We start from the raw sequence: 25,330 nt of genomic DNA on the forward strand, positions 1-25,330 counted from the left end.
CCATCGATGCAGTCGCCGTGTGATGGCGCGAATATTGCTTCCTGCGATGATCCGTCCGGCTCCCCGAATCCATCCAAGGGTAGCGGGCGCCCTGCGACGTGCTCGCGCCGCAGGCATCGGCCCTGGAGTCCACTTGGATCTGCTGCGCTTTACAACCGAATCCTATCCGGAGGTCGAACGGCTTCGCGCCTGGCGGGAAGCGCTCGACAGGATGGGATGGCGTAGCGGCGCGATACCTCCGGCACGGGCGTTGCACGGGACGATCCAGACGCAGCGGTCGGTCGGGGGCTTCGATCTGAGCCTGCTGGCGTCCGTTGCGCAGACGCTCGAGCCGAATGCTGCCGGCGGCGACAGCATGCTGATCATGCTGCACCTTGACGGCGCGGCGACGCTGCTGCTCGCCGACGGCCGGCGCCAGCCCCTGAGGTTGAACGACCTCGTCTATCTGCCGTCACGCGAGGGTTGCTCGCTGGTTTTCGCCACGGATTTCCGCGCCTTTGTCGTGCGTATACCGCGTGCGGCGATCAGAGGGCGGCTGCTTGCGCCGTCGTCGATGTGTGCCGGGCGGATCGCCGGAGATGCCGGCGTCGGACACGTGTTTTCCGGTTTTCTGGCGTCGCTGGCGGAAAGCGTGGAGACGTTGTCGGCCAACGAGTTGCGCCCGCTTGAACTCGCGCTGATTGAGTTCCTCGTAGCGATTCTCGCAGTGCATCAGCGCGAAACGCCGATCAGCGGACTGACATCGTCGCAGGCGGCCATCTTCTCGCGCGTGTGTCGCAGTATCGATGAGCGGCTCAGCGACCCGAAAATCAGTCTCGCGCTTCTCGCCACAGAAGAGCGCGTCTCGCAGCGCTACCTGCAAAAGCTGTTCGAAACCGCCGGCCAGAGCTTCTCCACCTATTTGCGGCTGCGCCGCCTCGAACGTTGCAGGGCCGAACTAGCCGATCCGCTACACGAAAAGATGTCGATCTCGGATATCTGTTTCCGTTGGGGTTTCAACGATCCCGCGCATTTCAGCCGTGCGTTTCGCGAGCAATATCACACCTCGCCGCGCGCCTTCCGCAACGAAGCGAGCCTGGATCTGGCCCGGCATCTGGTGCAGCGCATTTCGCGCGGACTGCCGTTCAACACGGAAGTGCTGCTGCTCCATGCGCAAGCCGCGGCGCAGGCCAGCGCGCAAGCGCGGCCGCGGGAAGCAACGCTCGACGATGCGGGTACGGTCGTGGCCAGCCCCGCCGTCGAGACGCGGACCGAGTCCACAAGAGGCGACGCCCGCCGGCCGGGCAAGCCGCGCCACCACCTGTTGCGTGCGACGGCAAACACGGTGCACTGGGGCTATTTTTCGCACGACCTGAAGCCGGTGCTCGAAGTCGACAGCGGCGATACCGTGACGATAGAGACGCTGACGCAGCATGCATCGGACGACTGGGCGCGCATGGTTGCCGGTGACCCAGGCGCCGAAAGCGTGTTCCACTGGACGGCAGAGCGCAAGAACGTGAACCGGCGCGGTGCCGGACCGATCGATGCATCGATCTACGGACGCGGCGCGGGCGAAGGGTTCGGGGTGCATATCTGCACCGGTCCGATCGCGGTACGCGGCGCCGAACCGGGCGATGTATTGGAAGTCAGGATTATCGATGTGCATCCGCGGCGCTGCGCGAATCCGCAATTCAGCGGGCGCGCGTTCGGCAGCAATGCGGCCGCGTGGTGGGGCTTCCATTACCGCGAGTTGTTGACCGAGCCTAAACCGCGCGAAGTCGTCACGATTTATGAACTCGACGCCGAGCCGCGGCCGCACGACGGTCCGCCATATGCGCGTGCGGTCTACAACTACCGCTGGACGCCGCAGCGCGATCCGTTCGGTGTGGTGCATCCAACGATCGATTATCCGGGCGTGCCCGTCGACCATTCGACGGTCGAGGAGAATCACGGGATCCTGAAGGGTGTCAAGATTCCCGTGCGCCCGCATTTCGGCCTGATCGCGGTCGCGCCGCAACAGGACGGCCTCATTGATTCGATCCCGCCGTCCGCGTTCGGCGGCAACCTGGACAATTGGCGCGTCGCGCAGGGCGCGAGCGTCTATCTGCCGATTGGCGTTCCCGGCGCGTTGCTGTCAGTCGGTGATCCGCACGCGTCGCAGGGTGATTCGGAGCTGTGCGGGACCGCGATCGAATGCTCTCTGACCGGCGACTTCCAACTGGTGTTGCACAAGAGAGCAACGCTTGCCGGTCAACCGTATGCGGACCTCACGTATCCGCTCGTCGAAACCCCCGAAGAGTGGGTGCTGCACGGCTTCAGCCATGCAAACTATCTGACTGAATTCGGCACGCACGCGCAGAGCAAGGTCTACGAGAAGTCGACGCTAGACCTCGCGATGCGCGACGCGTTCATCAAGACGCGCCGTTTTCTGATGACGACCAAGGGTCTCACCGAAGATGAAGCAATCTCGTTGATGTCGGTTGCGGTCGACTTCGGCGTGACACAGGTTGTCGACGGCAACTGGGGGATGCACGCGATTATCCGCAAGGCCTTGTTCGCGGATTAATTATTTTGTGATGGTCGCTATGGTGCTGCCAGGAGTGGTACGCGTACGACGCTTTTCTTTGCTCATGGAGTGACGGCAGATGAATTTATCGACGAGATTCTGGATGGTTGAGGGTGCGCCTACGCCGGTCGGTCCCTTTTCTCATGCAACCGAGCAGCACGGCTGGGTGTTTCTCACTGGCCAGATGCCGACATCGCCTGACGATGACAACGCCCCGCTTCCCGAAGGCGTTGCCGCACAGACAACCCGGGTGATGGACAATCTGGTTCTGGTGTTAAAGGGAACCGGGCTTGGGCTCGAAGATGTCGTCTCCGTGCGGATCTTTCTGACCGAGTTCAAACGGGATTACGCGACGATGAACGCAGTCTATGCTGCCTATTTCCCGCCTGGGAGATTGCCGGCGCGGACCTGTATAGGCGTGACTGGATTGGCCCGCGACGCGCTCGTCGAAATTGACTTTATTGCTCGCAGGCAGGCTTCAGCAGCCGCTTGATATCGGTAGGCGGATGTCGACCATTCCGGTGCCGGATTCTATGCGGCGACGGTCCTCGACGCGGCGGCCGCGTAGGAGCGGGGCCGCCGGCCGAAAATCGATAACTAGCGCGCAGCGGCAAGGCAAGGCGCGTAGAACAGGTGACCGCGCGCCACTTCCCGCAACGTCCGCGACAGCACGACACTCCAGAGTCCACCCAGCAGGACTGCGAACAGCACGCCGGCCACGGCGAACGCCTCGAACCCGGTCACCCGATACAGGCTCAGTGTTGCCGCAGTGTAGACGCCGAGCGGGAACGTGAAGCCCCACCAGCCGAGGTTGAACGGCAAGCCTTCGCGGCGGTAGCGCAATGTGAAGAGGAGCGCGAGCGCAAACCACCACAGGCCCGCACCCCACAGGATCAGCGAGCCGATCAGGCCGAAGTCGCGTGCGATGGCGGCAACGTTCGCGAGCGTAGTGTCGGCGAATGCGCCGGGAGCGGCCTGGCCCAGCATAAGCAGTCCCAGCGCGCCGGTGCCGATCGGGCCGAGAGTCAGCCAGCTGGACGGGCCCAGATCACGATGCGGTAGCTTGTGAATGACCAGCCGGAAGAAGACGACGGTCAGCACCGAGAAGGCGAGCGGCACCGAAATCGCCCACAGCAGATAGCCTGCGCCGACGACGAGCTGCGCGGTTCGTTCGGCCAGGTGCGGGGCAAGCGCCGCGGCACTTGACGCCGCCACTTCGGGCGCCACAATCGGCAGCAGCAGCACGGCCGTAACGCGCTCGAAGGCATGGCTTTGCTCGGTGAACATCAGGTACGGCACGCCCACCGCGACAACGACTGCCAGCAGTGCGTCACAGCACCACAACGCATACGCGAGCGAGTAGGCCCCTGCGCCGAAATGCGGTCCCGCGAACAGCACGATGCCGTTGATGATCGGCGCGAGACCCATAGGCAAGGTGCCCAGGAACATCGATTGAAGCGGGTGATGCAGCAGGGGTTTGATCGTTTCTGGATAGAGGATCCAGCGCGCGGCGAACATCGCCATGAACACCGCATAGAGCACGATGTCCACACACCACAACGAAACGGCGAGTGCGTGCTGGCCCGGAAAGCTCTGGGGCAACGCGGCGAGCACGAGCGACACGATGCCGTTGCCCATTGTCATCGCGAACCAGTTCGGCGTGAACTGGCGAATCTTGTCGGAGAAATGCTGCGAGAACGTTGCCTCGCGTGCACCAAACTGGCTGGACATGGTCGTCTCCACAGGGAATCGGGATGAACTGATTGTGCGGATTTGCTGTCCATATTGAAAATATATCCTTAATATGGGATAAATGCCTTTTTGATATATATCAGATGAACTTCACCCATCTAGCAGCTTTCTTTTCTGTTGCGGAGACCGGCAGCGTCACCGCCGCGTCGGAGCGGCTTCACGTTAGCCAGCCGGCGCTCACGCGCGAGATCCGCGGACTGGAGGAACGAGTCGGCGTGCCGTTGTTTGACCGTCTCCCGCGCGGCATGCAGCTTACCGAGGCAGGCCGTCTGCTTGCCGATTACGCCGCGCAGATTTTCTCGCTGGCGGACGCAGCCGAAACCGCGATCGGCGAGTTCGCGGGTTTGACGCGCGGGCACCTTGGGCTCGCCTCAAGCCGCACGATTGGCGTTTATCTGCTGCCTCCCGTTCTGGACGAGTTCCGGCGGTTATATCCAGGCATCACGGTCGACCTCGCGGTGTCGAACACCGAATACGTCGAGGAGACGGTGCTGGCTCACGAGCGGCAGCTTGGGTTGATCGAAGGACCGTACGACGCATCGATGTTCGACGCGGCCGTCATTGGTCGTGATGAACTGATTGCGGTCGCCGGCGCCAGCCACCCGCTGACGCGCAAGCGCCGCGTCAGCGCAGCGGAGGTCGGCAATGCCGAACTCGTGATGCGTGAACCCGGGTCCGGCACACGCATGGTAATCGAGGACGCGTATGCCGAGCACGGCTATGAGCTGTCGCCGAAGCTGTCGGTGGGCAGCCCGGAGGCGATCAAACGGATGCTGCGCCTTGGCAATGCGGTCGCGTGGGTGTCGCGCCAAACGGTCTCCGACGAACTCGCCGCAGGCGTTCTGGTGCAGTTGCGGGTGCCCGACCTGAAGATCGAGCGCGACCTGAACATGATCTGGCGCAAGGCGCGTGTGTTGAGCCCGAGCGCGCGCGCCTTTCGCACGCTCGCGGATCAGATGTTCGAACACGTGATCGTCTAGCGGGCGAGCGGCGTCAACGTGGCGCCTCACTTCGATGTAACAGCGTTAAAGAGGCCAGCGTAAATGGTCCAGCAAAGCGCGCATTTCGGTGCGAAGATCTGCAACCCGACGGCGGCGAGTCGTGCGGCTGCTTCGATACCGGGCGGCATGCGGCTCGACGGCTTTCAAGCGTCGAGTCCTCGGGCAGGAGCACACTCGCAGCTGCACGCTACCAGGTCCGAAGCTTGTGCGTCAGCTGGCCTGGTTGTCGACACCGGAGGGGCCCGCCTCATTCTTCTTTCCATTGATCACGCCAAGATAGTGAGCAAGCTGGTCGACCTGATCGAGAGGAATCGGCGCGCCGAAGCCGTTGCGCATCTTCATGATCTCGGTCTTCCACTCGGTAGTGGTTAGCGCGGGCTGACGCAGCACCATTCCGGTCGAATGACACATCACGCAGTTGGCGTTCGCGATCTCTGCGCCTTCGCCGGGTGGAAAGAGCGTGCTGCCTGCCGGCAAAGAGACGTCGAGCGGGGTGAAACGCACGGGAGGCACGACGGCGGCCTGCCGCTGCGCCTGTGCGACGATCGATTCAGGCAGGTAGTGACTGCCGGTCAGCGCGAAAATGGCACCGACGACGACAGGAACGGCCCAGACCGCCGTGATACGAGCCAGCTTCAAGTTCATGGTTTTCGCCTCGTGTCAGACTACGTTGATATCGACGGATTCAATGACGTTGCGCATGAAGCCCGCGCCGTTCCAATTCGGTGTATCCGGCTGCGCCTGTCCGGTCGAGTCGATCGCGCGGACCATCAGTGTCCGGCTGCCCGTTTGCGGGAAACTGACCGTCGTCTGCCACTGTCGAAAACTGTAGCGGCCGTAATCGCGGCCTATCGTGGCGTCGGCCCAGTTGCGGCCGCCATCGGACGAAAACTGCACCTTCGCGAGCGCGTTGAAACCGCCGAACGCAATGCCGCGTACGAGCATCGGCTGACCGCGTTGTACGGTGCCGGCAGAGTGCAGATTGGTGAAGAACGACCGGGGCAGCATAGTATTGATAGGCACCTGCTTGAAGCCCTTGTCGCCGGGATGCACGTTGGCAAAATGGTTATCGGGGACGAGGTAGGCCTTGGCGGTCCAGAAGTTGTCGTCGGGCTTGTCCAGCACCTCGATGTCGTGCAGCATCTTGACCCAGTAGGTTGCATACCAGCCGGGCACGACGAGCCGCAACGGATAGCCGTTGAGCAGCGGCAGCGGCTCCCCGTTCATCGCATAGGCGACCATCACTTCGCCGTCGAGCGCGTGGTCGATCGCGAGCGACTTCATGAATTTCGGCGTCTGCGGAATCACGCCGGTGTCGAGGCCGTTCAAGCGTACCTGCACCGCGTTTGCGCCCACACCGGCATGTGTCAGCAAATCCTTCAGCCGCACGCCCGTCCATCGAGCGTTGCCCATCGCGCCGTTCGCCCATTGACCGCCTGGTACGCGGGGACTAAAAAAGCCGCGGGAATTCCCCGAGCATTGATTGACTGCGGCGATTTCGAAGCGCGGGAATTTTTTCAAAAGATCGTTCAGCGTCAGGCTGACGGTCCTGTTCACGTGACCCCGGATGTCCAGCCTGAACGCGGCCGGATCCACGGACGTCGGAATGTTCGCAAGGTGCCACCGCACATAGAAGCGGTCGTTTGGTGTAAAGACGCCCTGGTCGAACACCTCGAACGGCGTTTCGATTAACGGCGGCCGCGTTCTTTGCAGTATGACGTTGGACTTCTGCGCAAACGCGGACGTGAGCGGGCGCTCACCATTTTCGAAGGGCAGCATGATGTTATTGCCGGGTGCTGCCCTCCCCATTATGGGATTCGTCAATGCCGCAAGCCCCAGCGCACCGAGGCCACCGAGCAGCCTGCGGCGCTGCTGGAAGATGTCGCGTTCATCGTTCTTCATGGTCATCCTTCTGTCAGGTGTTGAACATCGGCGCAGGCGGGCGCTGCAGATCCGGATCCTGGGTGCCGCGGTGATCTGCGGTGTCCGTGTCGAACCTGTCAGCAGTAGCGCCGTGCCGGTTAATTGCGCCGGCAGCGAGGCGGGAGGAATTGAGCGTCACTGAAAGTGAGCTGGCGATCATCAACGCGGCTGCCATTGCCGGCGACACGACTCCGGATAACGCGAGCGGCACGGCGAGCAAGTTGTAGACGGCTGCGGCAACGAGGTTCTGGCGCATCACGCGCGCGGTGCGCCGGGCGATCGCCAGCGCGGCATTGAGTTTCTCGATGCCGCCCTCGACCAGTACGATCGACGCAGCGGCCACCGACGACGCCGTCGCGTTGGCGACGGCGATGCCGAGATCGGCCGCCGCGAGCGCGGGCGCGTCGTTGAGGCCGTCGCCGATGAACGCGACCTTCGTTCCCGCTGCCTGCGCAGCGACGATGCGACGGGCCTTCTGTTCCGGCGACTGGCCCGCGTACACGGCGCCGGAGTCAATGCCGACAGCCTCGGCGATGCGCAAGCCGACGGCCGGCTCGTCGCCGGTCAGCATCGCTAGCGCCGCGCCTGACGCGCGCAACGCGGCCAGCGTGCGGCGCGCACCGGCACGCGGCGCGTCCGCGAAATGCAACGTGCCACGCCACCGCCCATCGCGCGCGACATGAACCGTCGTATGCGTGGCTGCCGTGTCCGGCACCGGTACGCCGAGCCCGCCGAGAAACGACGCGCTGCCGGCGAGAATGCGAGAGCCGTCCGCGCCGATCCATTCGACGCCCGCGCCGGGCGTCGCACGGGACGTTCCCGTCGCGCCGTCGACGGTTGCACGGCATGACGGCGGTACCAATGATTCGATGGCCTTTGCGAGCGGATGCTCGCTGCCGCGCTCGGCAATCGCCGCGTCGGCGAACAGGTCGGCGGTGCTCACGCTGCCGGCACATTGCGACTGGACGAGCCGGGGCGAGCCTTCGGTCAGCGTTCCGGTCTTGTCGAAACAGAAGAGGTCGATGCGGCCGGCCTTCTCGATCGCCTCGACATCCCGGAACAGCACGCCCGCGCGCGCCGCTCGCCCCGCCCCGGCGGTAAGCGCGAGCGGAACGGCCATACCGAGCGCACAGGGGCAGGTAATGACGAGCACTGCCACGGCGCGTTCGAGCGCGGCGGCGATGGCCATACCCTCGGCTGCGTTCCACAGCAAGGCGAGCGTCGCGGCCCCGCAGATGGCTGGCACGAGGTAGCGGGTGAACCGTTCGGCGAGTGCCTGGGTCGCCGTCTTGCGCGCGAGCATCTGCCGCACGCTATGCGCGATCAGATCCACGCGACGCTCACCCCAGGCGCGCTCGACCAGCACCACCAGTTCGCCGTCTCCATTGAGCGCACCGGCTTCGACCAGGTCGCCGGGTTCGACGGTGATGAACGCCGTTTCGCCGGTCAGCAGCGAGCGATCCAGCGACGACACGCCTTGCGCGATGACGCCGTCGAGCGGAACGCGCTCGCCAGGGCACACCCGAACCGAGCTGCCGCGTTCCACCCGCTTGGCGAGGACTTGCGTTTCGGCGCCGGACGCATCGATCACGTGCGCGGTTTCAGGCGGCAATTCGAGCAGGCTGCGTACGGCGTCGGCCGATTGGCTTCGCACGGTCGTTTCGAGCAGCCTGCCGGCCAGCAGGAAGACCACGATCATTGCGGCGGAATCGAAATAGACGGTCGACTCGCCCCGTATCAACTGCCATACCGAAAGCAGGCAGGACCCGCCGGCCCCGGTCGCGACGAGGACGTCCATGCCCGGCGCCCGAGCGCGCAGCGTGCGCCACGCCGCGCGGAAAAACGGCAGCGCACCGTAGCCGATCACCGGCATGGTGGCGAGCCCTGCAAACAGCGCCAGCCCAAATCGGGCGGCCGGCGAAAGACTGCCCTCGGGCGCAACGTACAGCGCCCATTGCGCCGGCATTACCCACATCGAAAAGAACACGGCAACCACGAGCCGGACCATCAGGTCATGGCGGATTCTGGCGAAATACGCGCGCCGGTCGTGCCCCGCGCCCTCGGGGATGCACGCGTATCCGAGTTTGGCGACGCGCTGCAGCAGGCGGTCAAGCGACGTCGCGAGCGGGTCCCATTGCAGCGAGGCGGACTCGGCCGCGAAACTGACGCTGGCGGCGAGCACGCCGGGCTGGCGCCGCAGCATGCTTTCCAATGCGTTCGCGCAACTGGTGCACCACATGCCGCGCACGTCCAGCAGCGCACTATCTGGAAGGTTGGATTGCATTTTGCGTTTCGTCCGGCGCTATGGCTGCTTCGAGAGTTCGTCGCCGCCTGCCCATGGCGTCGTCCGCGTGCCCAGAGCGGTTCGCTCGCCCTTCACAAGGTCGGCTGTCAGTGCTGCCGACTTGTTGCCGAAGCTCGCGCGAACGTGCGTGGCCACCGCCGCGATTTCCGCGTCGGAAAGGGGCGTGCCAAAGGCGGGCATCGTGCCGTTGAAGGTTGCGCCGGCAACGTCGATCTTGCCGTTGATGCCCAGCAGCAGGATGCGCGCGACGGTCTTTGCGTCGCCGTTCACCCATGCGGAGCCGGCCAGTGGTGGAAACACTCCGGGCAGGCCGGCGCCGTTCGCCTGATGGCAGGACGCACAGCGACTCGCGAAGATCTGCGCGCCGTCGGCCGCGGCGGGTGCTGCGGCGCTCGTCACGGCGTCGTGGCTGGCGTCCTTGCTGCTGGCCGGCGCGAGGTCCGGATTGAGCAGGAAGTAGCTGACGCCCCAGACTGCTAGCGATGCGCCGACGAGCCCCAGAAGCCAGGGCACCGGATTCGCCTGTTCGACGGGTTCCGCATGCTCCCGTGTGTGGATCGTGTCGTGCTGCGTGTCGTGTTTCATTTCGTCACTCCGGACTCAGTGGCGGGAACGGGATACGTGTGATTGAGTGCAGTCAGGTAAGCGACGAGATCGAGCGCCTCCCGCGTGGCGACGACCTGGCCGCCGGCCGGCGCGAAGTGCGGCGGCAGCGTCACGACCTTGTCGTTCGGTCCAGCATGCGCGACCACTTTGAAGAGGAACGGGTACGACGGCATCACGCTTCCAGGCGTCACACTGCGTGGCTGGTACAGGTGAGCGAGATGCCAGTCGACGCTGGGCTGCCGTGCGCCGATGTTGAACAGATCAGGGCCGGTGCGCGACACGCCCAGCAGGTGCGGGTAGTCGTACGCATAGTCGGCCGATACCGACGGCCGACCCCAGCCGCGCAATGCATCCGGACTCAGGGTCGCCGCTCGCGGCTGTTGCGAGTGGCAATACACGCAACCCATGTTGACGTAGGTGGCGCGGCCGCGCAGTTGTGCGATGGTGTACGGCTTGAGCTGTTCGGGCGGCGATTCGTCCTGCAGTTCGCGATACGGCAATGCGACCAGCACGAGCGTGGCGATCGCCAGCATGATCAGCGCGCCGATGACGATGGTGAGAACCCGGTTCATGGTCAGACTCCTGCGGACGGCACGCCGCCGATAAGCGCCTGGCCGGAGCGGATCGTCCCGCGGTCGAGTAGCATTGCGAAGAAGTGCCACGCGAATACGAGGTGCCCGGCGGTCATCAGCACGCCACCGAACGTTCTCGCTCTCAGGTAAGGCGTGAGCACGGTGACGGAATCCATGAAGGGACGCGTGGCATCAAGCATGGCGATGCCCTGCAGAACACCGCCGATGCTCAGAGAAACGAAGTAGATCGCGAAGCCGATCACAGCCAGCCAGAAATGCAGGGCAACCAACTTCGGATAGGGCCACTCCCGCTCCAGTACGCGTGGCATCACGAAATAGATCGAACCGAACATGATCATCGAGTAAAAGCCGTACAGGCCGAGGTGCGCATGCGCGACCTTGTACTGGGTGAAGTGCACGAGGCGATTGAAGAACGGCACGGCTTCGAGCGAGCCTTGCAGCGAAACGAGCGTGTACAGCGCGGCGCCCAGTACGACGAAGCGCAGCGTGGGCGAATATCGCAGCGTCGCGAAGCGCCCGGCCACCGTCACGTGCTGATTGACGCCGACCGCGAGGACGGGGATCAGCATCATCACGCTTTGCACGACCGAGACGCTTTGCAGCCACGCTGGCACGGGGCCGCCGAGCAGATGATGAATGCCGGCCTGGCTATAGAACATCGCCAGCGCCCAGAAGCCGACCAGCGAGAGGTTGTACGAATAGATAGGACGGCCAAGCACCTTCGCGATGAAGTAGTAGGCTGAAGCAAGACCGAACGGCGTAAGCCACAAGCCAAGCACGTTGTGTGCGAACCACCAGTTGACGATCGCCTGCTCCACGCCGAAATGCACGTACGGCACTTTCGCGACGACATACAGGATCGGAAACCAGAGCAGCGCCGCAGCGATGTACCAGACCGAAACGTACAGGTGGTCCACATTGCGGCGGGCGAGCGTCAAAAATAGCGGCACCGCTGACAGTGCGCCGCCCAGTGCAAGAAGAATGCCGATCTGCCACGGGATCTCGAGCCACTGCAGGCCGTCCGTCCAGCCCGCGAGTATCGCCACGACGCCGGCCGCGACACCGGCATTCCATAGACCGGCGCCCGCGACGGCGTAACGCTCGCCGACCAGACGCGTCTTTAGCAGCCGCGGCAGCATCCACAACGAGATGCCCAGTCCCGCCATCGATGCCCAGCCATAGATCACCATATTCAAGTGCGCGGTTCTGATGCGGCCGAACGTCAGCCAGGCCGATTGCGCCAGAAAGTCCGGCGACGTCAGCTTTTGTGAGGCCACCAGGCCGGCGAGCGAGCCGAGTACCAGCCACAGGATCGACGACGTGAGAAACGCGAACGCGGCGGCGCGGCTCGACCTGTCCTGCACTTCGCGGGCCAGCAAATCAGGCCGCGTGTGCGAGGCTCGTTGCGCGCCGCCGCGCGTCGCCGAAGCATTGGCATTGCTTTCGGCCCTTTGCAGCGCGCCGCGTTGCGTCGTCGAAATCCCGGGTTCTTCGACCATGCCGAGTTCACCCGCTTCGAATATCACCTGTGCCGCCTCTGGGCCGGCCCGCATCAAACCTCGTGTCTGTGCCCAGATGAACATGAAGAGCCCGAGCACGGAAATGAGAAACGACAACGCAAGCAATGAGCCGACTGTGAGCGTCATGGCTGAAAAGCCCTCAAATGTTCGAAGGAAAATTGTTAGCGACGGCGGTCACGCTTGTGTGACCTCGGGGGAACTCAGGTGACTTGTTCCGTCCGCAAGATTCGCGGTGTGCACACTGTTGCCGGTCCCGGCACGTCGGTTGAAAAGCAGTATGAGGCTCGCATTCGCATATGTAATATGCATTTTTGCGATGTAATGCATGCTTTATTGATATGCCCGAGCCGAGCAGCGGTTGCGTGTTTCCACCGGGCATTTCGAATGCGCCGTGGACGTATGAAGTCGCATTGCACGCCAAACAACCTGCGGACACCACCGTGATGTTTTTGAAGGCGCATCCTTCGTCACCGTGAACCTGAATTGCGCCGGAGCCGGCGTGGCGAATGAGCCGGCACAGCGACGGCTACAGATAAGTGCAACAATAAAAAGGTGCAACAATAAAAAGCCGTCAGCGCCCTTTGAAACTCATCCTGTGACACGGAGGCGAGCATGTTGGCGATCGCGAGGAAACGGGTTGTGGCAACGGTGCACAAGATTCTCGAAGCAGGGCTGGCGCCGAGGTTTGCGTCGGCCCTGGCGAGCGCTGCGCTCACCATCGGCCCGGCGCAGGCGCAGCCTCCGTCGTTCGAGACTTTCGCCGTCCCGACCGGCAGTGCGCCGCATGACGTCGCACCCGCGCCGGACGGCGCCGTGTGGTACACCGCGCAGGCGCAGGGCGCGGTCGGACGGCTGGACCCGCGTAGCGGCAGGATCGACAGGATTCCGCTCGGCGCCGGATCGGCGCCGCACGGCGTGATCGTGGGTCCCGATCGCGCGGCGTGGGTGACGGACGGCGGCCAGAACGCGATTGTGCGCATCGATCCGAAGACGCTCGCCGTCACGCGTTTCCCGCTGCCGAAGGACCGGCCAGACGCCAATCTGAACACCGCCGTGTTCGACAAACAAGGGCATCTGTGGTTTACCGGGCAAAGCGGCATCTATGGCGAACTGGATCCGCAGCGCGCCCGCATGCGAGTCTTCGATGCGCCGCGCGGGCCGGGGCCCTACGGCATCTGCGTGACCCCGGACGGCAGCCTGTATTTCGCGTCGCTGGCGGGGAGTTATCTCGGTCGCATCGATCCCGGGAGTGGTGCGGCGCAGGTCATCGAGCCGCCAACGTCGAACCAGGGCGCGCGCCGTGTATGGTCCGATTCGAAGGGACGCGTCTGGGTCAGCGAGTGGAACGCAGGAAAAGTCGGCGTATTCGATCCCGTGACGCATCAATGGCGCGAATGGCGGCTGCCCGGCGACGATCCGCACGTGTACGCAATATTTGTAGACGACCAGGATATCGTCTGGCTCAGTGAATGGAGCGCCAACGCGCTAGTGCGCTTCGACCCGCGTGCCGAGCGGTTCGAAGTGTTTTCGCTGCCGCGCCCGCACGCGAACGTACGCGAGATGATGGGCCGGCCGGGCGAAGTCTGGCTGTCCGAATCCGGCACCGATCATCTGCTGCGCTACCGGTCCCGCGCAGCGGATGCGAGCAGAAATTGACGACACACTGTGCCGACACTGAAATTCCGAAATCCGCTCCGCCACGCGCGCAGGCCCAGCGCAAAAATGGCCTAGAGCAGTTGCAGAGTTTGCGGATCGGCTTCACCGCCGAAATACTTGCGCAGCGCTTCCACAAATACGTCGTTGTCGCTCGTGGCGCGCGCGAACAGGCTGATCGACGATCGAAACTTCAGGTAGTCCGGATACCCGAAAATCTCCTCGATGGAACGCTCTTTGACGAGGTTGACGAGTTGCGTCGATTCGCGCAGCCGCGGACCGAGTAACGGGTGGCGCAGATAGGCTTCGGCCTCGGCCAACGACGAGATCGCGAACCGCCGCGCCATTGCGCTTGCCCCGAGGCCCTGGATTTGCGGAAACACGAACCACATCCAGTGGCTTCGCTTACGTCCCTTCCTCAGTTCATCGCATACCTGTGCGTACACCGGGTCCTGGGCGTCGACAAAGCGCTGAAGGTCATATAGATCGTCCATTTCGTATTCCATCGATGCCGGCGTGGAAATCCACACCCTTGAACCTCGATTCTCGCACCTGTTTCCCCACCTCGTCCGCCGCCCGCCGCGGCTATTACCTGCCGCGCAATGCGGCATCGGGCGTTGCGTTTTTAATGTTAGCCCATCGAAACGCGCAACCGAACGGCTAACTTTCCGTATCCGGGATCGCCCGTCGACCGCAGGAATTGGCAACCGCTTATCCGGATTGCAGATAGGCGGCAACGGCCTTGGCCTGCTCGGCATTCAACGTAGGTGCGACGGCGGTCATCACGGGCGCATTGCCGCGGCTACCGTTCTGGAAGACCTCGTTCTGACGCGAAGTTTGCTGGAGAGCGGACGTTCCTGTGTCTACGCCGCGCCCGCCCCGCGCCCTGCGTGTGCCAACGCCAGCGCCAGCCTTGCGCCCACCTCGGCATTGTGTTTCACGAGCGCGATATTTGTCGCGAGGCTGCGTCCACTCGTCAGTGCCTTGATGCGAGCCAGCAGGAAGGGTGTCACGGCCTTACCGGTGATGCCTTGCGCCGTGGCCTCGGCGAGCGCCTGCCGGGTCAGCGCGTCGATCTCTTCGAAGCTCATCGCTGCCGCTTCCGGCACCGGCGTGCTCAACACCACGCCGCCCACGAGGCCCAGGTCCCACTTGGTACGGATGAAGCGCGCCTGCTCCGCCGCGTCGTCGAGCCTGAAGTCCGCGCGAAAGCCGCTGTCGCGCGTGTAAAACGCCGCGAAATTGTCCTGCTCGCAACTGAGCACCGGCACGCCGTGCGTTTCCAGGTATTCCAACGTGAGCCCGATGTCCAGGATGGACTTCGCACCGGCACAGACCACCGCCACCGAGGTCTTCGCCAGTTCCTGCAGGTCGGCCGAAATGTCGAAGGTTTCCGGCGCGCCCCGGTGCACGCCGCCAATGCCGCCGGTCACGAACACCTCGATACCGGCCAGGGCGGCACATATCATCGTGCCAGCCACCGTCGTGGCGCCGAGCCCGCCGCCGGCCAGCACTGCCGGCAGGTCGCGGCGGCTGACCTTGTGTACGTGGTCCGAGCGGCCGAGCAGTTCCAGCTCGTCGTCCGAAAGGCCGATGCGGATTCGCCCGCCGATCAGTGCGATAGTTGCGGGCTCGGCGCCCAGCCCGCGGATCGAGGCCTCCACTTCGCGCGCGGTGCGAACGTTCTCCGGATAGGGCATGCCGTGAGCGATGATGGTCGATTCCAGCGCCACCAGCGGGCGGCCGGCGGCTTGTGCCGCGACCACAGGTGCGCTGCGGGTCAACCACGAGTGTGCAAGGTCCGCAACCATGTCGACGTTTTCGGCGGTGTGATTCGCTTAAGTATGCAACACAAGGCGGGTCCACGGCTCGCGCGCTGCAGCGCGATGGCGCCTATCATTAAGATTCTGATGGAACAGGGCAGACGTTCACGCACTGAACGTGTTGGATGGTCGATCTCGGGTCGGGAGGTTCCATGCCGCCGCTACGCGCAATCAATCTTCTCCAGTCGAAGGAAGGTGCCCGGCTCCATGGTCCGGAACTCGACCGCTGGCGCCGCTGGGGACCTTATCTGAGCGAGCGGCAATGGGGCACCGTTCGCGAAGACTACAGCGAACACGGCACCGCGTGGGACTACTTTCCGCACGATCATGCGCGCAGCCGCATGTACCGCTGGGGTGAGGACGGCATTGCCGGATTCGGCAACGACCCGCTCGACTGGTGCGTATCGCTCGCGCTCTGGAACGGGCACGATCCGATCATCAAGGAACGGCTCTTTGGGCTAACGAATGAGCAAGGCAATCACGGCGAGGACGTGAAGGAGCTTTACTTCTATCTCGACGGCACGCCGACGCATTCGTACATGAAGATGCTGTACAAGTATCCTCATGAGGCGTATCCGTACCAGGACCTGATCGACGAAAACCGGCGGCGCGGCGCTGATCAGCCGGAGTATGAAATACTCGATACGGGCGTGTTCGACGACAACCGCTACTTCGACATCTACGTCGAGTATGCGAAGCACACACCCGACGATATCGTGATGCGCGTTACCGTCGAAAACCGCGCGGATCAGCGCGCGGCGCTTCATCTGTTGCCGCAATTCTGGGCGCGCAACAGATGGGCGTGGTCGGGCAAGCCCGGCAAGCCGTCGCTCACGCTGGAGCCGAATAAAGAGGAGGGCGCGTGCGTGATCGCCCACAATCCCGCGCTCGGAACGATGATCGTGACGGCATCGGCGCAACAGCCGATCGAGTGGCTCTTCTGCGAAAACGAAACGAATGTGCGCCGCATTTACGGCATCGATGGAGCGGGGCCGTTCAAGGACGGCTTCAATGACTACCTCGTCGACGGCGACGAGCAGGCAATCCGGCGCGACAAGGGTACCCGCGCCGCCGCGCATGTGGTCCTGCAGTTCGCGCCTCGTGAGCGCTCGGTGCTGTATCTGCGCTGGCGTCCCGAACCGGCTCCGGATGCCGTGCCGCTCGACCTGAACGAGCTTTTTGCGCGCCGGCAAGCGGAGGCCGACGAATTCTATGCAGCGCTTCAGCACGACATTCCCGACGCCGATGCGCGGCTCGTGCAGCGTCAGGCGCTCGCCGGGATGCTGTGGTCGAAGCAGTACTACCAGTTCGACGTGACGCGCTGGCATGACGGTGACCCCGGTCAACCGAAGCCACCGAGAGCACGGAGGCAAGGCCGCAACGCGGACTGGCGGCACATGTGCAATGGCGACATCGTGTCGATGCCCGACAAGTGGGAGTATCCATGGTACGCATCGTGGGACCTCGCGTTTCATGCGGTCGCGTTCGCCATGATCGATCCCGACTTCGCGAAGAAGCAGTTGCTGCTGCTCGTGAAGGAGCGCTATATGCATCCGAACGGGCAATTGCCCGCCTACGAGTGGGCGTTCGGCGATGCGAATCCGCCCGTTCATGCGTGGGCAACATGGCGTGTGTATGAACTGGACCGCGAGGTGACGGGCGTTGGCGATCACGCGTTTCTCGAAGTCATGTTCCACAAGCTGCTGCTCAATTTCTCGTGGTGGGTCAACCGCAAGGACGCCGACGACCGCAACATCTTTCAGGGCGGTTTTCTTGGGCTCGACAATGTCGGCATCTTCGACCGGTCTTCGCCGCTGCCGACCGGCGGCCGCATCGATCAGGCCGATGGCACTGCATGGATGGCCTCCTACGCGCTCGACCTGATGCAGATCGGCCTCGAACTGGCGATGACGAACAACGCGTACGTCGAAATCGCGGTGAAGTTCTTCGAGCACTTTCTGTATATCGCGGAAGCGGTCAGTTGTAACGAAGGCTGCAGCACAGGGTTATGGGACGAACCCGACGAATTCTTCTACGACGTCCTGCACCTTCCGGACGGAACCCGTGCGCCCATGTGCGTTCGTTCGATCGTCGGGCTGATTCCGCTGTTCGCCGTTCACGTGCTGGATGAGCGGGTGTACGGCCATCTGCCGGGATTGCGCGAACGGCTGGCGTGGTTTCTCGATCATCGGCCGAATCTGGCAAAGCTGGTGTCGCGCTGGACCGAACCCGGCAAGGGCAAGACCACGCTGCTCTCGCTGTTGCGCGGACACCGGATGAAATCGCTGTTGCGCCGTGCGCTCGATGAAAACGAGTTTCTCTCGGAGCACGGCGTGCGGGCGCTGTCCCGCGTGCATCGCGATGCACCGTACGTCTTCGACCATGACGGCGCGAGCTTGCGCATCGAATACCAGCCAGCCGAGTCGGACTCGCGTGTTTTCGGCGGCAATTCGAACTGGCGCGGACCGGTCTGGATACCGGTCAACTACTTGCTGATCGAATCGTTATATGAATTTCATCGTTACTACGGCGATGATTTCCGCATCGAGTATCCGACGGGAACGGGCAACCGGTTTTCGTTGGGCGAGATTGCCGACGATCTTGCTCGGCGCGTCACCACGCTCTTTCTCAAAGATGCACAAGGCGTGCGGCCCGTAATGGCGGCCTATCCGTTGCTGCAAGCCGACCCGCGTTCGCAGGATCTCGTACTGTTCCATGAGTACTTCCATGGCGACAACGGACGCGGCGTCGGCGCGTCGCATCAGACCGGCTGGAGCGGGCTCGTCGCGCTGCTGCTCCAGCCGCGCATGATGAAGTTGTCCCATGTAGCGGCTGATGTCGCGTCGGTGGCCGCGCCGGTGGCCGAAGACACCGCACCGGTCATGGCCCGGTAGCGTTTCGGCTGCTGGAAGGCTGTCGGCGCACAACTGACGGCCGAACCTATACGCTTGACGACGTGCGCGGCACGGCCGTCAGTCGACCGCCTCGTCCCGCAGACGGAACTGCGCGACCGCATCGTTGAGCCGTGCGCTCTGTTCCTCCAGCGAAAGCGCGACTGCCGACGCCTCCTCGACGAGCGCGGCATTGCGCTGCATCGTCTGCTCCATTTGCGTGACGGTTGCGTTGACCTGCTCGATGCCGGACGACTGCTCGTCGGACGCGATGCTGATTTCTCCCATGATCGTATTGACGCGCTCGACGGCGTTGACGATCTCGGCCATCGTCGAGCCCGCCTGGGCGACGAAGCCGCTGCCGTCCTCGACGCGGCGTGTCGAATCGCCGATCAGCTCCTTGATCTCCTTCGCGGCCGATGCGCTGCGCTGCGCGAGCCCGCGGACCTCGGTCGCGACGACCGCGAAGCCGCGGCCCTGCTCGCCGGCGCGCGCGGCTTCGACGGCCGCGTTCAGCGCGAGGATGTTGGTCTGGAACGCAATGCTCTCGATGACGCCGACGATGCCGGCGATCCGCGCGGAGCTTTCCGAGATCGCGGACATCGTCGCGACGACGCGCTGCATCGCCTGCCCGCCGCGCGACGCGATATCGGCGGCGCCCTCGACGTAGTTGCGCGCGTCACGGGCGTTGTCCGCGTTCTGGCGTACGGCCGCCGTCAGCTGCTCGACGCTCGCCGCGGCCTGCTGCAGCGACACGGACTGCTGCTCGGTGCGCGCGGACAGATCGACGTTGCCGCTCGCGATTGCGCTGACGTCGCCTACGATAGTCTCTGTGCTTGCGCGCACTTGCTTCACCGTTTCGGTGAGACCCGCCTGCATCTGCTTCAACGCGTTCAGCAGATATGCCATCTCGTTTTCGCGGGCGACGACGACGGTGCCCGTCAGGTCTCCCTTCGCGATCTTCTCGAAGTGATCGACGACGAGATCGATCGGCTCGATGATCGCCTTCGCGAGCCCGCGCTGCGCGAAGAAGCCGACGACGAGCGCGAGTGCGGCTATCGCGCCCATCGCCCAGACAATCTTGTGGAAACGCGCGGCAGCCGCGTCGTAGCGAGCCTTCTCGCGTGTGACCTGGACGTTTTCGAGGGCGCCGATCGCGTCCTGGTACGCCGCGAAAAGCGCGGGCGGCGCGGCGCGCTGGGTGTCGAGGAAATTGAATCCGTCGTCGCGGTCGAGCTGGGACAGCGCCTTTAAGAAGACCTGGTCGAGCAGGTCCTGGCGGCTTTTCTGGAGCGCGTCGAAGAGAGCCTGCTCCTGTGCGTCGCGATCATGCAGGCGCGCGTACCCGTCCAGTTCGTCGTTGCTTTCCTTGAGAAGCGTGTGGAGTTGCGCGATCTCCTTCTTTGCGGACTGACCGGCGCTGATGATCTGCGCGACGTCGCTAAAGCGCTCGCGCACAACGAGCAGGTGCTCGGCGCTCGTCTTGAGGTGCAGCAGCGATGCGGTGTCGTCGCGGTACATCGCCTGCAGCGACGCGTTGCCCGCGTAGAGGCCGGCAATACACGCACTGACGACCAGGACGAGCAGCACGGTGTACCCGGCGATCGTCGCTACGAGACCGCCGCGGATGGTGAGCTGTTTTCGCATTAGGGCGCCTTTGGCCGGCGATCGGAACGCGCTCGGCGGTGGATGTGGTTTCTGGATCACGAACGACGAACGCGGCCTGACCAGGCGCGGCGATCGTCGGGGCTGTGGACGGGATAACGACAGGGCGAGTGAGGAAGCTTTGTGCTGATGCGACTTCGATATGGTGGATTGCGACGCAGTTTGCAAAAAAATACGGTCGGATCGCCGTAGCGCGAGCTGACCGTTCCATTTCGCGGGCGGCACGCTTTTACGTCCGGAACGCAGCCCTGCAAAAATTGGCAATTCAGGCTAGGCTACCCTGTGGGCCGCATTTGCGTCGTACCGAGCCGGCCAAGCCACAGGTTATTCCCGTCAGGAAAGCAATGACACAACAGCTAACAATCGATTTCGTCTCCGATATCGCATGCCCATGGTGCGCGATCGGCCTGTCGTCGCTGCAGCTCGCGCTATCGCGCCTGGGCGAAGCGGTCGACGCTCGAATAGTCGTCCATCCCTTCGAGTTGAATCCGCAGATGGGGCCGGACGGCGAGGCCATTGTCGATTATCTCGGCAAAAAATACGGACGCACGCCGGCACAGATCGCCGAAACGCAAGCCATGATCCGGGAGCGTGGGGCGAGCGTTGGTTTTGCCTTCGGCCCGCGTACGCGCGTCTATAACACCTTCGATGCGCACCGCCTGATGCATTGGGCCGGTATCAAAGGCACGCAGTTGCCACTCAAACTGGCGTTGCTGCGGGCTTATCATTTCGAGGGTAAAGACCCGAGCGATCACGACGTTCTGGTCGAAGCGGCCCAATCCGTCGGGCTCGACGCTGTGGAAGCACGTGAAGTACTGCGCCGCGGCGACTATGCCGATGAGGTTCGTGCGGAAGAGCGGGAATACCAGGCGGCGGGTATCCAGTCAGTGCCTGCGATCATCTTTAACGGTCGCTATCTGGTGAGCGGCGGACAACCGGTGGAAACCTTCGAGCAAGTCATCCAGCAGATTCTGGCCGAAGCGTAGCGCGGCGACCGCGCCAACGCAGCGGCTCGGCAAGGTGGTACTTCATGCATGGGTCAAAAAAATCATTCAACCTTGTCCATGGCAGCCGTTCGCAAGCGTGTAGCGTCGCAGGCGATGGCTGTATGCTTCGGCCGGACAGCAGCCTGACCGGAACGTCCGCAATCGACATCCCAGCCCCAGCAGTCACAAGCGGGCATACTTTTTCTTTTAGTCAGGATGGCGAAAGCTTCCTGCTCGACGGCGAGCGTTTCCAGATCCGTAGCGGGGAGATGCATCCCGCCCGCGTCCCCGCCGAATACTGGCAGCATCGCATCCTGATGGCCAGGGCGATGGGGATGAACTGCATCGCCCTCTACATCATGTGGAATTACCACGAAACGAGTCCAGGCGTTTTCGATTTCCGCACAGAGAACCGCGACATCGAAGCATTCATTCGACTGTGCCAGCAGGAGGGGATGTGGGTGTTGCTGCGGCCGGGTCCCTATATCTGCGGCGAATGGGATCTGGGCGGCATTCCGTCGTACCTGTTGAGTTATCCGGACATCCAGCTCAGGACCGACTCCGCTAACGATCGTCGCTACATGTCGGCGGTCGCTAGCTACATCAAGGCGCTGAGCCCGCGCATCGAACCACTGCTGGCGAGTAACGGTGGACCGATCCTGATGATTCAGATCGAGAATGAATTCGGCTCGTACGCCGGCAACCCGGTTTACCTCGAAGAGATAAGGCAGCTCTGGCTTCAGGAAGGGATACAGGGGCCGTTCTATACCGAAGACGGCATCAGGCAGCTTGAACAGAATCGCACGAACGTCACCGGCGGCGCGATCGCATTGAGCAATGGCGATGCAGAGCAAATCGCGGCCGTCCGGCGGGAATTTCCGGCCGTCCCGGCGATGGCCGGCGAAGTGTATCCAGGGTGGCTCACCCATTGGGGCGACGAGACGCTCAAAGGCACGGCCGTCGATATCTCCGGCACGCTGGACGCGCTCATGCAATTGAAGCTGTCGTTCAACCTCTATGTCGTTCACGGCGGCACCAGCTTCGGCTTTTATGCCGGCGCAAACGTGGATGCCGATTCAGGCGAATATCAACCCGACATTACCAGCTACGACTACGCAGCGCCGATCAGCGAGCAAGGCGTGGCGACGTCGAAGTACATGAAGTACCGGTCCGCTATTTCTCGCTATCTATCGACGCCGTTGCCCGATATACCCGAACCTGTTCCGACGATCACACGCAAAGGCAGCCAGGCTTTGATGCCGGTTCTTTACGCGTCCATTTGGGACAACCTGCCTGCCGCGCTCCCAGCTGCACAAACCGTCCATCCGCAGCCGTTCGAGATGGTTGGGCAGGCGTTCGGTTTCGCGCTGTATCGCAAGAAGCTGCAGGGCCACCGCGGTGGTGTGCTGGATATCAGGCATGTTCACGATTACGCGACCGTTTTCGTCGGCGAGCAATATGTGGGCGGCGTGTCGAGAGCGCTCATGCCAGAGCGCTGTGCGCAGCCGCTGAATGTCACGCACCATGCGCCGCTTGCATTGCCGGTCCCGCCGTCGTCGCCGGACGGTGCCGTATCACTGGAGATTCTCGTGGAGGGCATGGGGCGTGTGAATTACGGCCACGCGATGATCGACCGCAAAGGCATTCTCGAACCGGTCACGCTGCAGGATGCGGGAGGCTCGAGCGACACGCTCACCGGCTGGGAAGTCTTCCTGTTGCCGATGGATCCCGCGTTTATCGCTAACCTGCGCGCCGTCTGTGCGAATCCACGCAAGGCCGGACTGTTCTTCAAAGCCACTTTGCCGTTGGACAAAGTCGGCGATACCTATATCGACATGAGCGGCTGGACCAAAGGCCTGGTCTGGGTCAACCGGCACAATCTCGGCCGCTACTGGAATATCGGCCCGCAAAAGCGTCTGTATTGTCCAGCACCCTGGCTGCGGCAGGGGGACAACGAGATCGTCATCTTCGATCTCCACCAGATCGAAGCGAAACCGGTCGAACTGGCGCGCACGCTATCGTAAAGAAGCCGCCGGAAGCCAACGCCGGGAAATCCATGGCCACCCCGATTACCCTTCGCCGTCGGCCGGCACCAGCTCCAAAGTGAGCACCTCGAAAGGCGAGAGCCGGATGGTCTGCCGCTGGTCCGCGTCCAGCACCGATGGACCATGCGAGGTATGACCGTGCCATAAGCTGCGTGTCTGGAATCGTCCCGCCGCGCCGGCCGGTAACTCCAGTTGCCGCTGCAAATCGAGCACGAAGCCCTTCGCCTGGCTGTCGGGATTGCGCAGCGTGACGATCGCCTTGACCGGCGACCATGCAGCCCAGCCGTACACCTCGAGCGCGTCCGGCGCACCGCCAATCCAGTGGCTGTCGCGCAGCACGTCGGCATTCGCCCGGGCCCACCTGGCAGACTCGGCGAGAACGTCCCAGTCGCCGTCGCTCAGCAGCGACGGTGTGATGTACAGCTCCTGCAGTTGTGTGCCGCTGCCGAAATACGAATGCACTTCATTGGCGAAGTCCTGGCCTTGAGCGGTGTTCAACCGATCGTTGCACTGCGCGTAGATGATGCCGTGGAGCATCAGCGAGTTGAGCGGAAACAACGGATTCCTGACTACGACGTTGCGGTAGGTCTGTGCGTCGCGATAGGTCATCCAGCGTTCGCGGTTGCTGCCTACGCCGGCCAGATCGTCATCCTTGCCGCCGCGCCAGATCGAGTCGGCGTAGCGCAGCCAGAACGGCGACGGATACGTGCCGACGGTGAGGTTGACGAAGGTATCGGGCCTGGCTTCGCGGATGTCCTCGATCAGCTGGATCGCCGCGTCCCAGTCGCTGCTGAAGCGGCTGCCCGGGACCACCTTGTCGACATTGCCGGCGCCGTCGAATTTGAACTGATTGATACCGTGCCGCGTGAGCAGTTCCATCACGACCTCATGGAAGCGTCGATAGTATTTCGGCCCGGACAGCGCGAAGCAACCGTCGATGATCTCGTATCCGGCGGCGTGGCCCCGCGTCACGCGCGCCTGCCGCGTCGAGCCATAGCCACCCCACGGTGACAGCCACACGCCGGGCGCCGCGCCGTACCGGGCGGCAGCGTCGCGCAGCGGCACGAATCCGTGCGGAAAATCCTTGCCGAAATGCCAACTGCCGCTGTAGTCGTCCCAGCCGTCATCGAAAAGGAAGGCGTCGAGTTGAACGCCGCGCTTGTCGTGCAACTCGCGGCCGATGTCGTCGATGCGTTCGAGCGCTTGCTGCTGTGTGTACGGTGTGAGGTAACCGATGTCGTACCAGCAGTTGTAGTGCAGGAACGGGCGGTACGGATGGGCTCGTTCGCGTTCGAGATAGGCCGCGAAATCGCGGCGTAGCTGGCCCTCGCGAGCCACACCCGCGACCGCCGAGAAGACATTGGTCTTGCCCTTTTCCAGCGGCAGGCCCCGCGACAGGATGAACCTGACGGTGTTGCCGCGTACCTGGCTTTCGGACATGGGAAGTTCGAAACCGAGGTAGACGTTGCCCGCGACCACAGGTGTTCCTTTGCACTCGCCGCTGGTTTGCGCACCGGACGCCCGCGTCTCCAGCAACGAAACGGTGGCAATGTGCTCGTCCTGGCTGATCGCGGTAATCGCCACCTGCAAGCGCAAGTACTGGGCGCTTTCGCGTTGCTCCACGCTCCACGCCACACGCAGGCGACCCTGTTCGTCACCGAGGATGGCGTGCACGCGTCTGCCTGCAATCCGTTCGGCCAGTCGAGACGCATTGGGATTTGCACTCAGCATTTCTTCGCGCGGCGGCGCAAGCAGCTTCAGGTCGGCAATGCCCAGTGTGCGACCGTCGGCCAGCGATAGTGCGAACGGCGCGGTGACCGGCAGCGTGCGCACGTGCATGCGGTCGGTCAGGGCGAAACCGGCCAGATGCTGGTGCCTGACGGTCCAGTTCAAGGCGATCGCCGCGTTACCGAAGGAATGCCTGTCACCGTTCGTCTGGAACACGGGCATGCCCGGATGCGTGGACGCAGTTTCTTTGGTGTGCATGGACGAAGTCCGGGATGGGGCAGGTGCGTGATCCAT

18 protein-coding genes are annotated in these 25,330 nt (G+C 63.3%); 7 read left to right on the forward strand and 11 right to left on the reverse strand.

The features are described from left to right. Positions 1-133: 133 nt before the first annotated feature. On the forward strand, positions 134-2,545 hold the full coding sequence (locus SB772_RS18235; protein ID WP_410834621.1) for an acetamidase/formamidase family protein: 2,412 nt from the start codon (positions 134-136) through the stop codon (positions 2,543-2,545). A gap of 79 nt (positions 2,546-2,624) precedes the next feature. Beyond that, positions 2,625-3,038: a RidA family protein gene (locus tag SB772_RS18240; protein WP_410834622.1), complete on the forward strand. Its 414-nt coding sequence runs from the start codon at positions 2,625-2,627 to the stop codon at positions 3,036-3,038. 104 nt (positions 3,039-3,142) lie between these two features. Here the strand turns inward: SB772_RS18240 and SB772_RS18245 are convergent, their stop codons facing one another. Continuing rightward, positions 3,143-4,276, reverse strand: coding sequence for a TDT family transporter (locus tag SB772_RS18245; RefSeq protein ID WP_410834623.1), 1,134 nt, complete (start codon positions 4,274-4,276; stop codon positions 3,143-3,145). A gap of 104 nt (positions 4,277-4,380) precedes the next feature. Here SB772_RS18245 and SB772_RS18250 point away from each other — a divergent pair, with 104 nt between their 5' ends. Next, on the forward strand, positions 4,381-5,277 hold the full coding sequence (locus SB772_RS18250) for a LysR family transcriptional regulator (protein WP_410834624.1): 897 nt from the start codon (positions 4,381-4,383) through the stop codon (positions 5,275-5,277). A 231-nt stretch (positions 5,278-5,508) separates the two neighbouring features. Here the strand turns inward: SB772_RS18250 and SB772_RS18255 are convergent, their stop codons facing one another. From SB772_RS18255 to SB772_RS18280, 6 genes are read right to left on the reverse strand one after another with little or no spacing between them, the layout of a single operon-like run. Next, complete coding sequence (locus SB772_RS18255) at positions 5,509-5,943, reverse strand: c-type cytochrome (RefSeq protein ID WP_410834625.1); 435 nt, start codon at positions 5,941-5,943, stop codon at positions 5,509-5,511. Between the two features lie 15 nt (positions 5,944-5,958). Continuing rightward, positions 5,959-7,200 carry a molybdopterin-dependent oxidoreductase gene (locus SB772_RS18260; protein ID WP_410834626.1) on the reverse strand — a complete coding sequence of 414 codons (1,242 nt, stop codon included), beginning with the start codon at positions 7,198-7,200 and terminating at the stop codon, positions 5,959-5,961. A gap of 13 nt (positions 7,201-7,213) precedes the next feature. Then, entirely contained in the window at positions 7,214-9,505 is a 2,292-nt protein-coding gene (locus tag SB772_RS18265; protein ID WP_410834627.1) for a heavy metal translocating P-type ATPase, read from the reverse strand. Positions 9,506-9,523: 18 nt separating this feature from the next. Further along, complete coding sequence (locus SB772_RS18270) at positions 9,524-10,111, reverse strand: c-type cytochrome (protein ID WP_410834628.1); 588 nt, start codon at positions 10,109-10,111, stop codon at positions 9,524-9,526. Beyond that, a complete protein-coding gene (locus SB772_RS18275) occupies positions 10,108-10,704 on the reverse strand; it encodes a cbb3-type cytochrome c oxidase subunit II (protein ID WP_410834629.1) in 597 nt (198 codons plus the stop codon). Before SB772_RS18275 ends, SB772_RS18270 begins: the two co-directional genes overlap by 4 nt. A gap of 2 nt (positions 10,705-10,706) precedes the next feature. After that, complete coding sequence (locus SB772_RS18280; protein WP_410834630.1) at positions 10,707-12,371, reverse strand: cbb3-type cytochrome c oxidase subunit I; 1,665 nt, start codon at positions 12,369-12,371, stop codon at positions 10,707-10,709. 486 nt (positions 12,372-12,857) lie between these two features. Here SB772_RS18280 and SB772_RS18285 point away from each other — a divergent pair, with 486 nt between their 5' ends. After that, positions 12,858-13,901 carry a lyase gene (locus SB772_RS18285; protein ID WP_410834631.1) on the forward strand — a complete coding sequence of 348 codons (1,044 nt, stop codon included), beginning with the start codon at positions 12,858-12,860 and terminating at the stop codon, positions 13,899-13,901. Between the two features lie 71 nt (positions 13,902-13,972). On the opposite strand, the gene SB772_RS18290 is transcribed toward SB772_RS18285, so the two are convergent. Together SB772_RS18290 and SB772_RS18295 are read right to left on the reverse strand one after the other, a co-directional pair. Then, positions 13,973-14,392 carry a DUF1810 domain-containing protein gene (locus SB772_RS18290; RefSeq protein WP_410834632.1) on the reverse strand — a complete coding sequence of 140 codons (420 nt, stop codon included), beginning with the start codon at positions 14,390-14,392 and terminating at the stop codon, positions 13,973-13,975. 369 nt (positions 14,393-14,761) lie between these two features. Next, a complete protein-coding gene (locus tag SB772_RS18295; protein WP_410834633.1) occupies positions 14,762-15,709 on the reverse strand; it encodes a pseudouridine-5'-phosphate glycosidase in 948 nt (315 codons plus the stop codon). Between the two features lie 164 nt (positions 15,710-15,873). Between SB772_RS18295 and SB772_RS18300 the strand changes: the two genes are divergently transcribed. After that, positions 15,874-18,615, forward strand: a complete 2,742-nt coding sequence (locus tag SB772_RS18300) for an MGH1-like glycoside hydrolase domain-containing protein (protein ID WP_410834634.1) — start codon at positions 15,874-15,876, stop codon at positions 18,613-18,615. Positions 18,616-18,693: 78 nt separating this feature from the next. Here SB772_RS18300 and SB772_RS18305 read toward each other — a convergent pair whose 3' ends face one another. Further along, entirely contained in the window at positions 18,694-20,259 is a 1,566-nt protein-coding gene (locus SB772_RS18305) for a methyl-accepting chemotaxis protein (protein ID WP_410834635.1), read from the reverse strand. A gap of 362 nt (positions 20,260-20,621) precedes the next feature. On the opposite strand from SB772_RS18305, the gene SB772_RS18310 reads away from it, so the two are divergent. Continuing rightward, positions 20,622-21,263: a DsbA family oxidoreductase gene (locus SB772_RS18310; protein ID WP_410834636.1), complete on the forward strand. Its 642-nt coding sequence runs from the start codon at positions 20,622-20,624 to the stop codon at positions 21,261-21,263. A 122-nt stretch (positions 21,264-21,385) separates the two neighbouring features. Next, positions 21,386-23,287, forward strand: coding sequence for a beta-galactosidase (locus SB772_RS18315; protein ID WP_410834637.1), 1,902 nt, complete (start codon positions 21,386-21,388; stop codon positions 23,285-23,287). 45 nt (positions 23,288-23,332) lie between these two features. Here the strand turns inward: SB772_RS18315 and SB772_RS18320 are convergent, their stop codons facing one another. Continuing rightward, on the reverse strand, positions 23,333-25,294 hold the full coding sequence (locus SB772_RS18320) for an enterotoxin (protein ID WP_410834638.1): 1,962 nt from the start codon (positions 25,292-25,294) through the stop codon (positions 23,333-23,335). Between the last annotated feature and the right edge of the window lie 36 nt (positions 25,295-25,330).

This window comes from Paraburkholderia sp. SIMBA_030 (assembly GCF_046535245.1).
Lineage (GTDB): Bacteria > Pseudomonadota > Gammaproteobacteria > Burkholderiales > Burkholderiaceae > Paraburkholderia.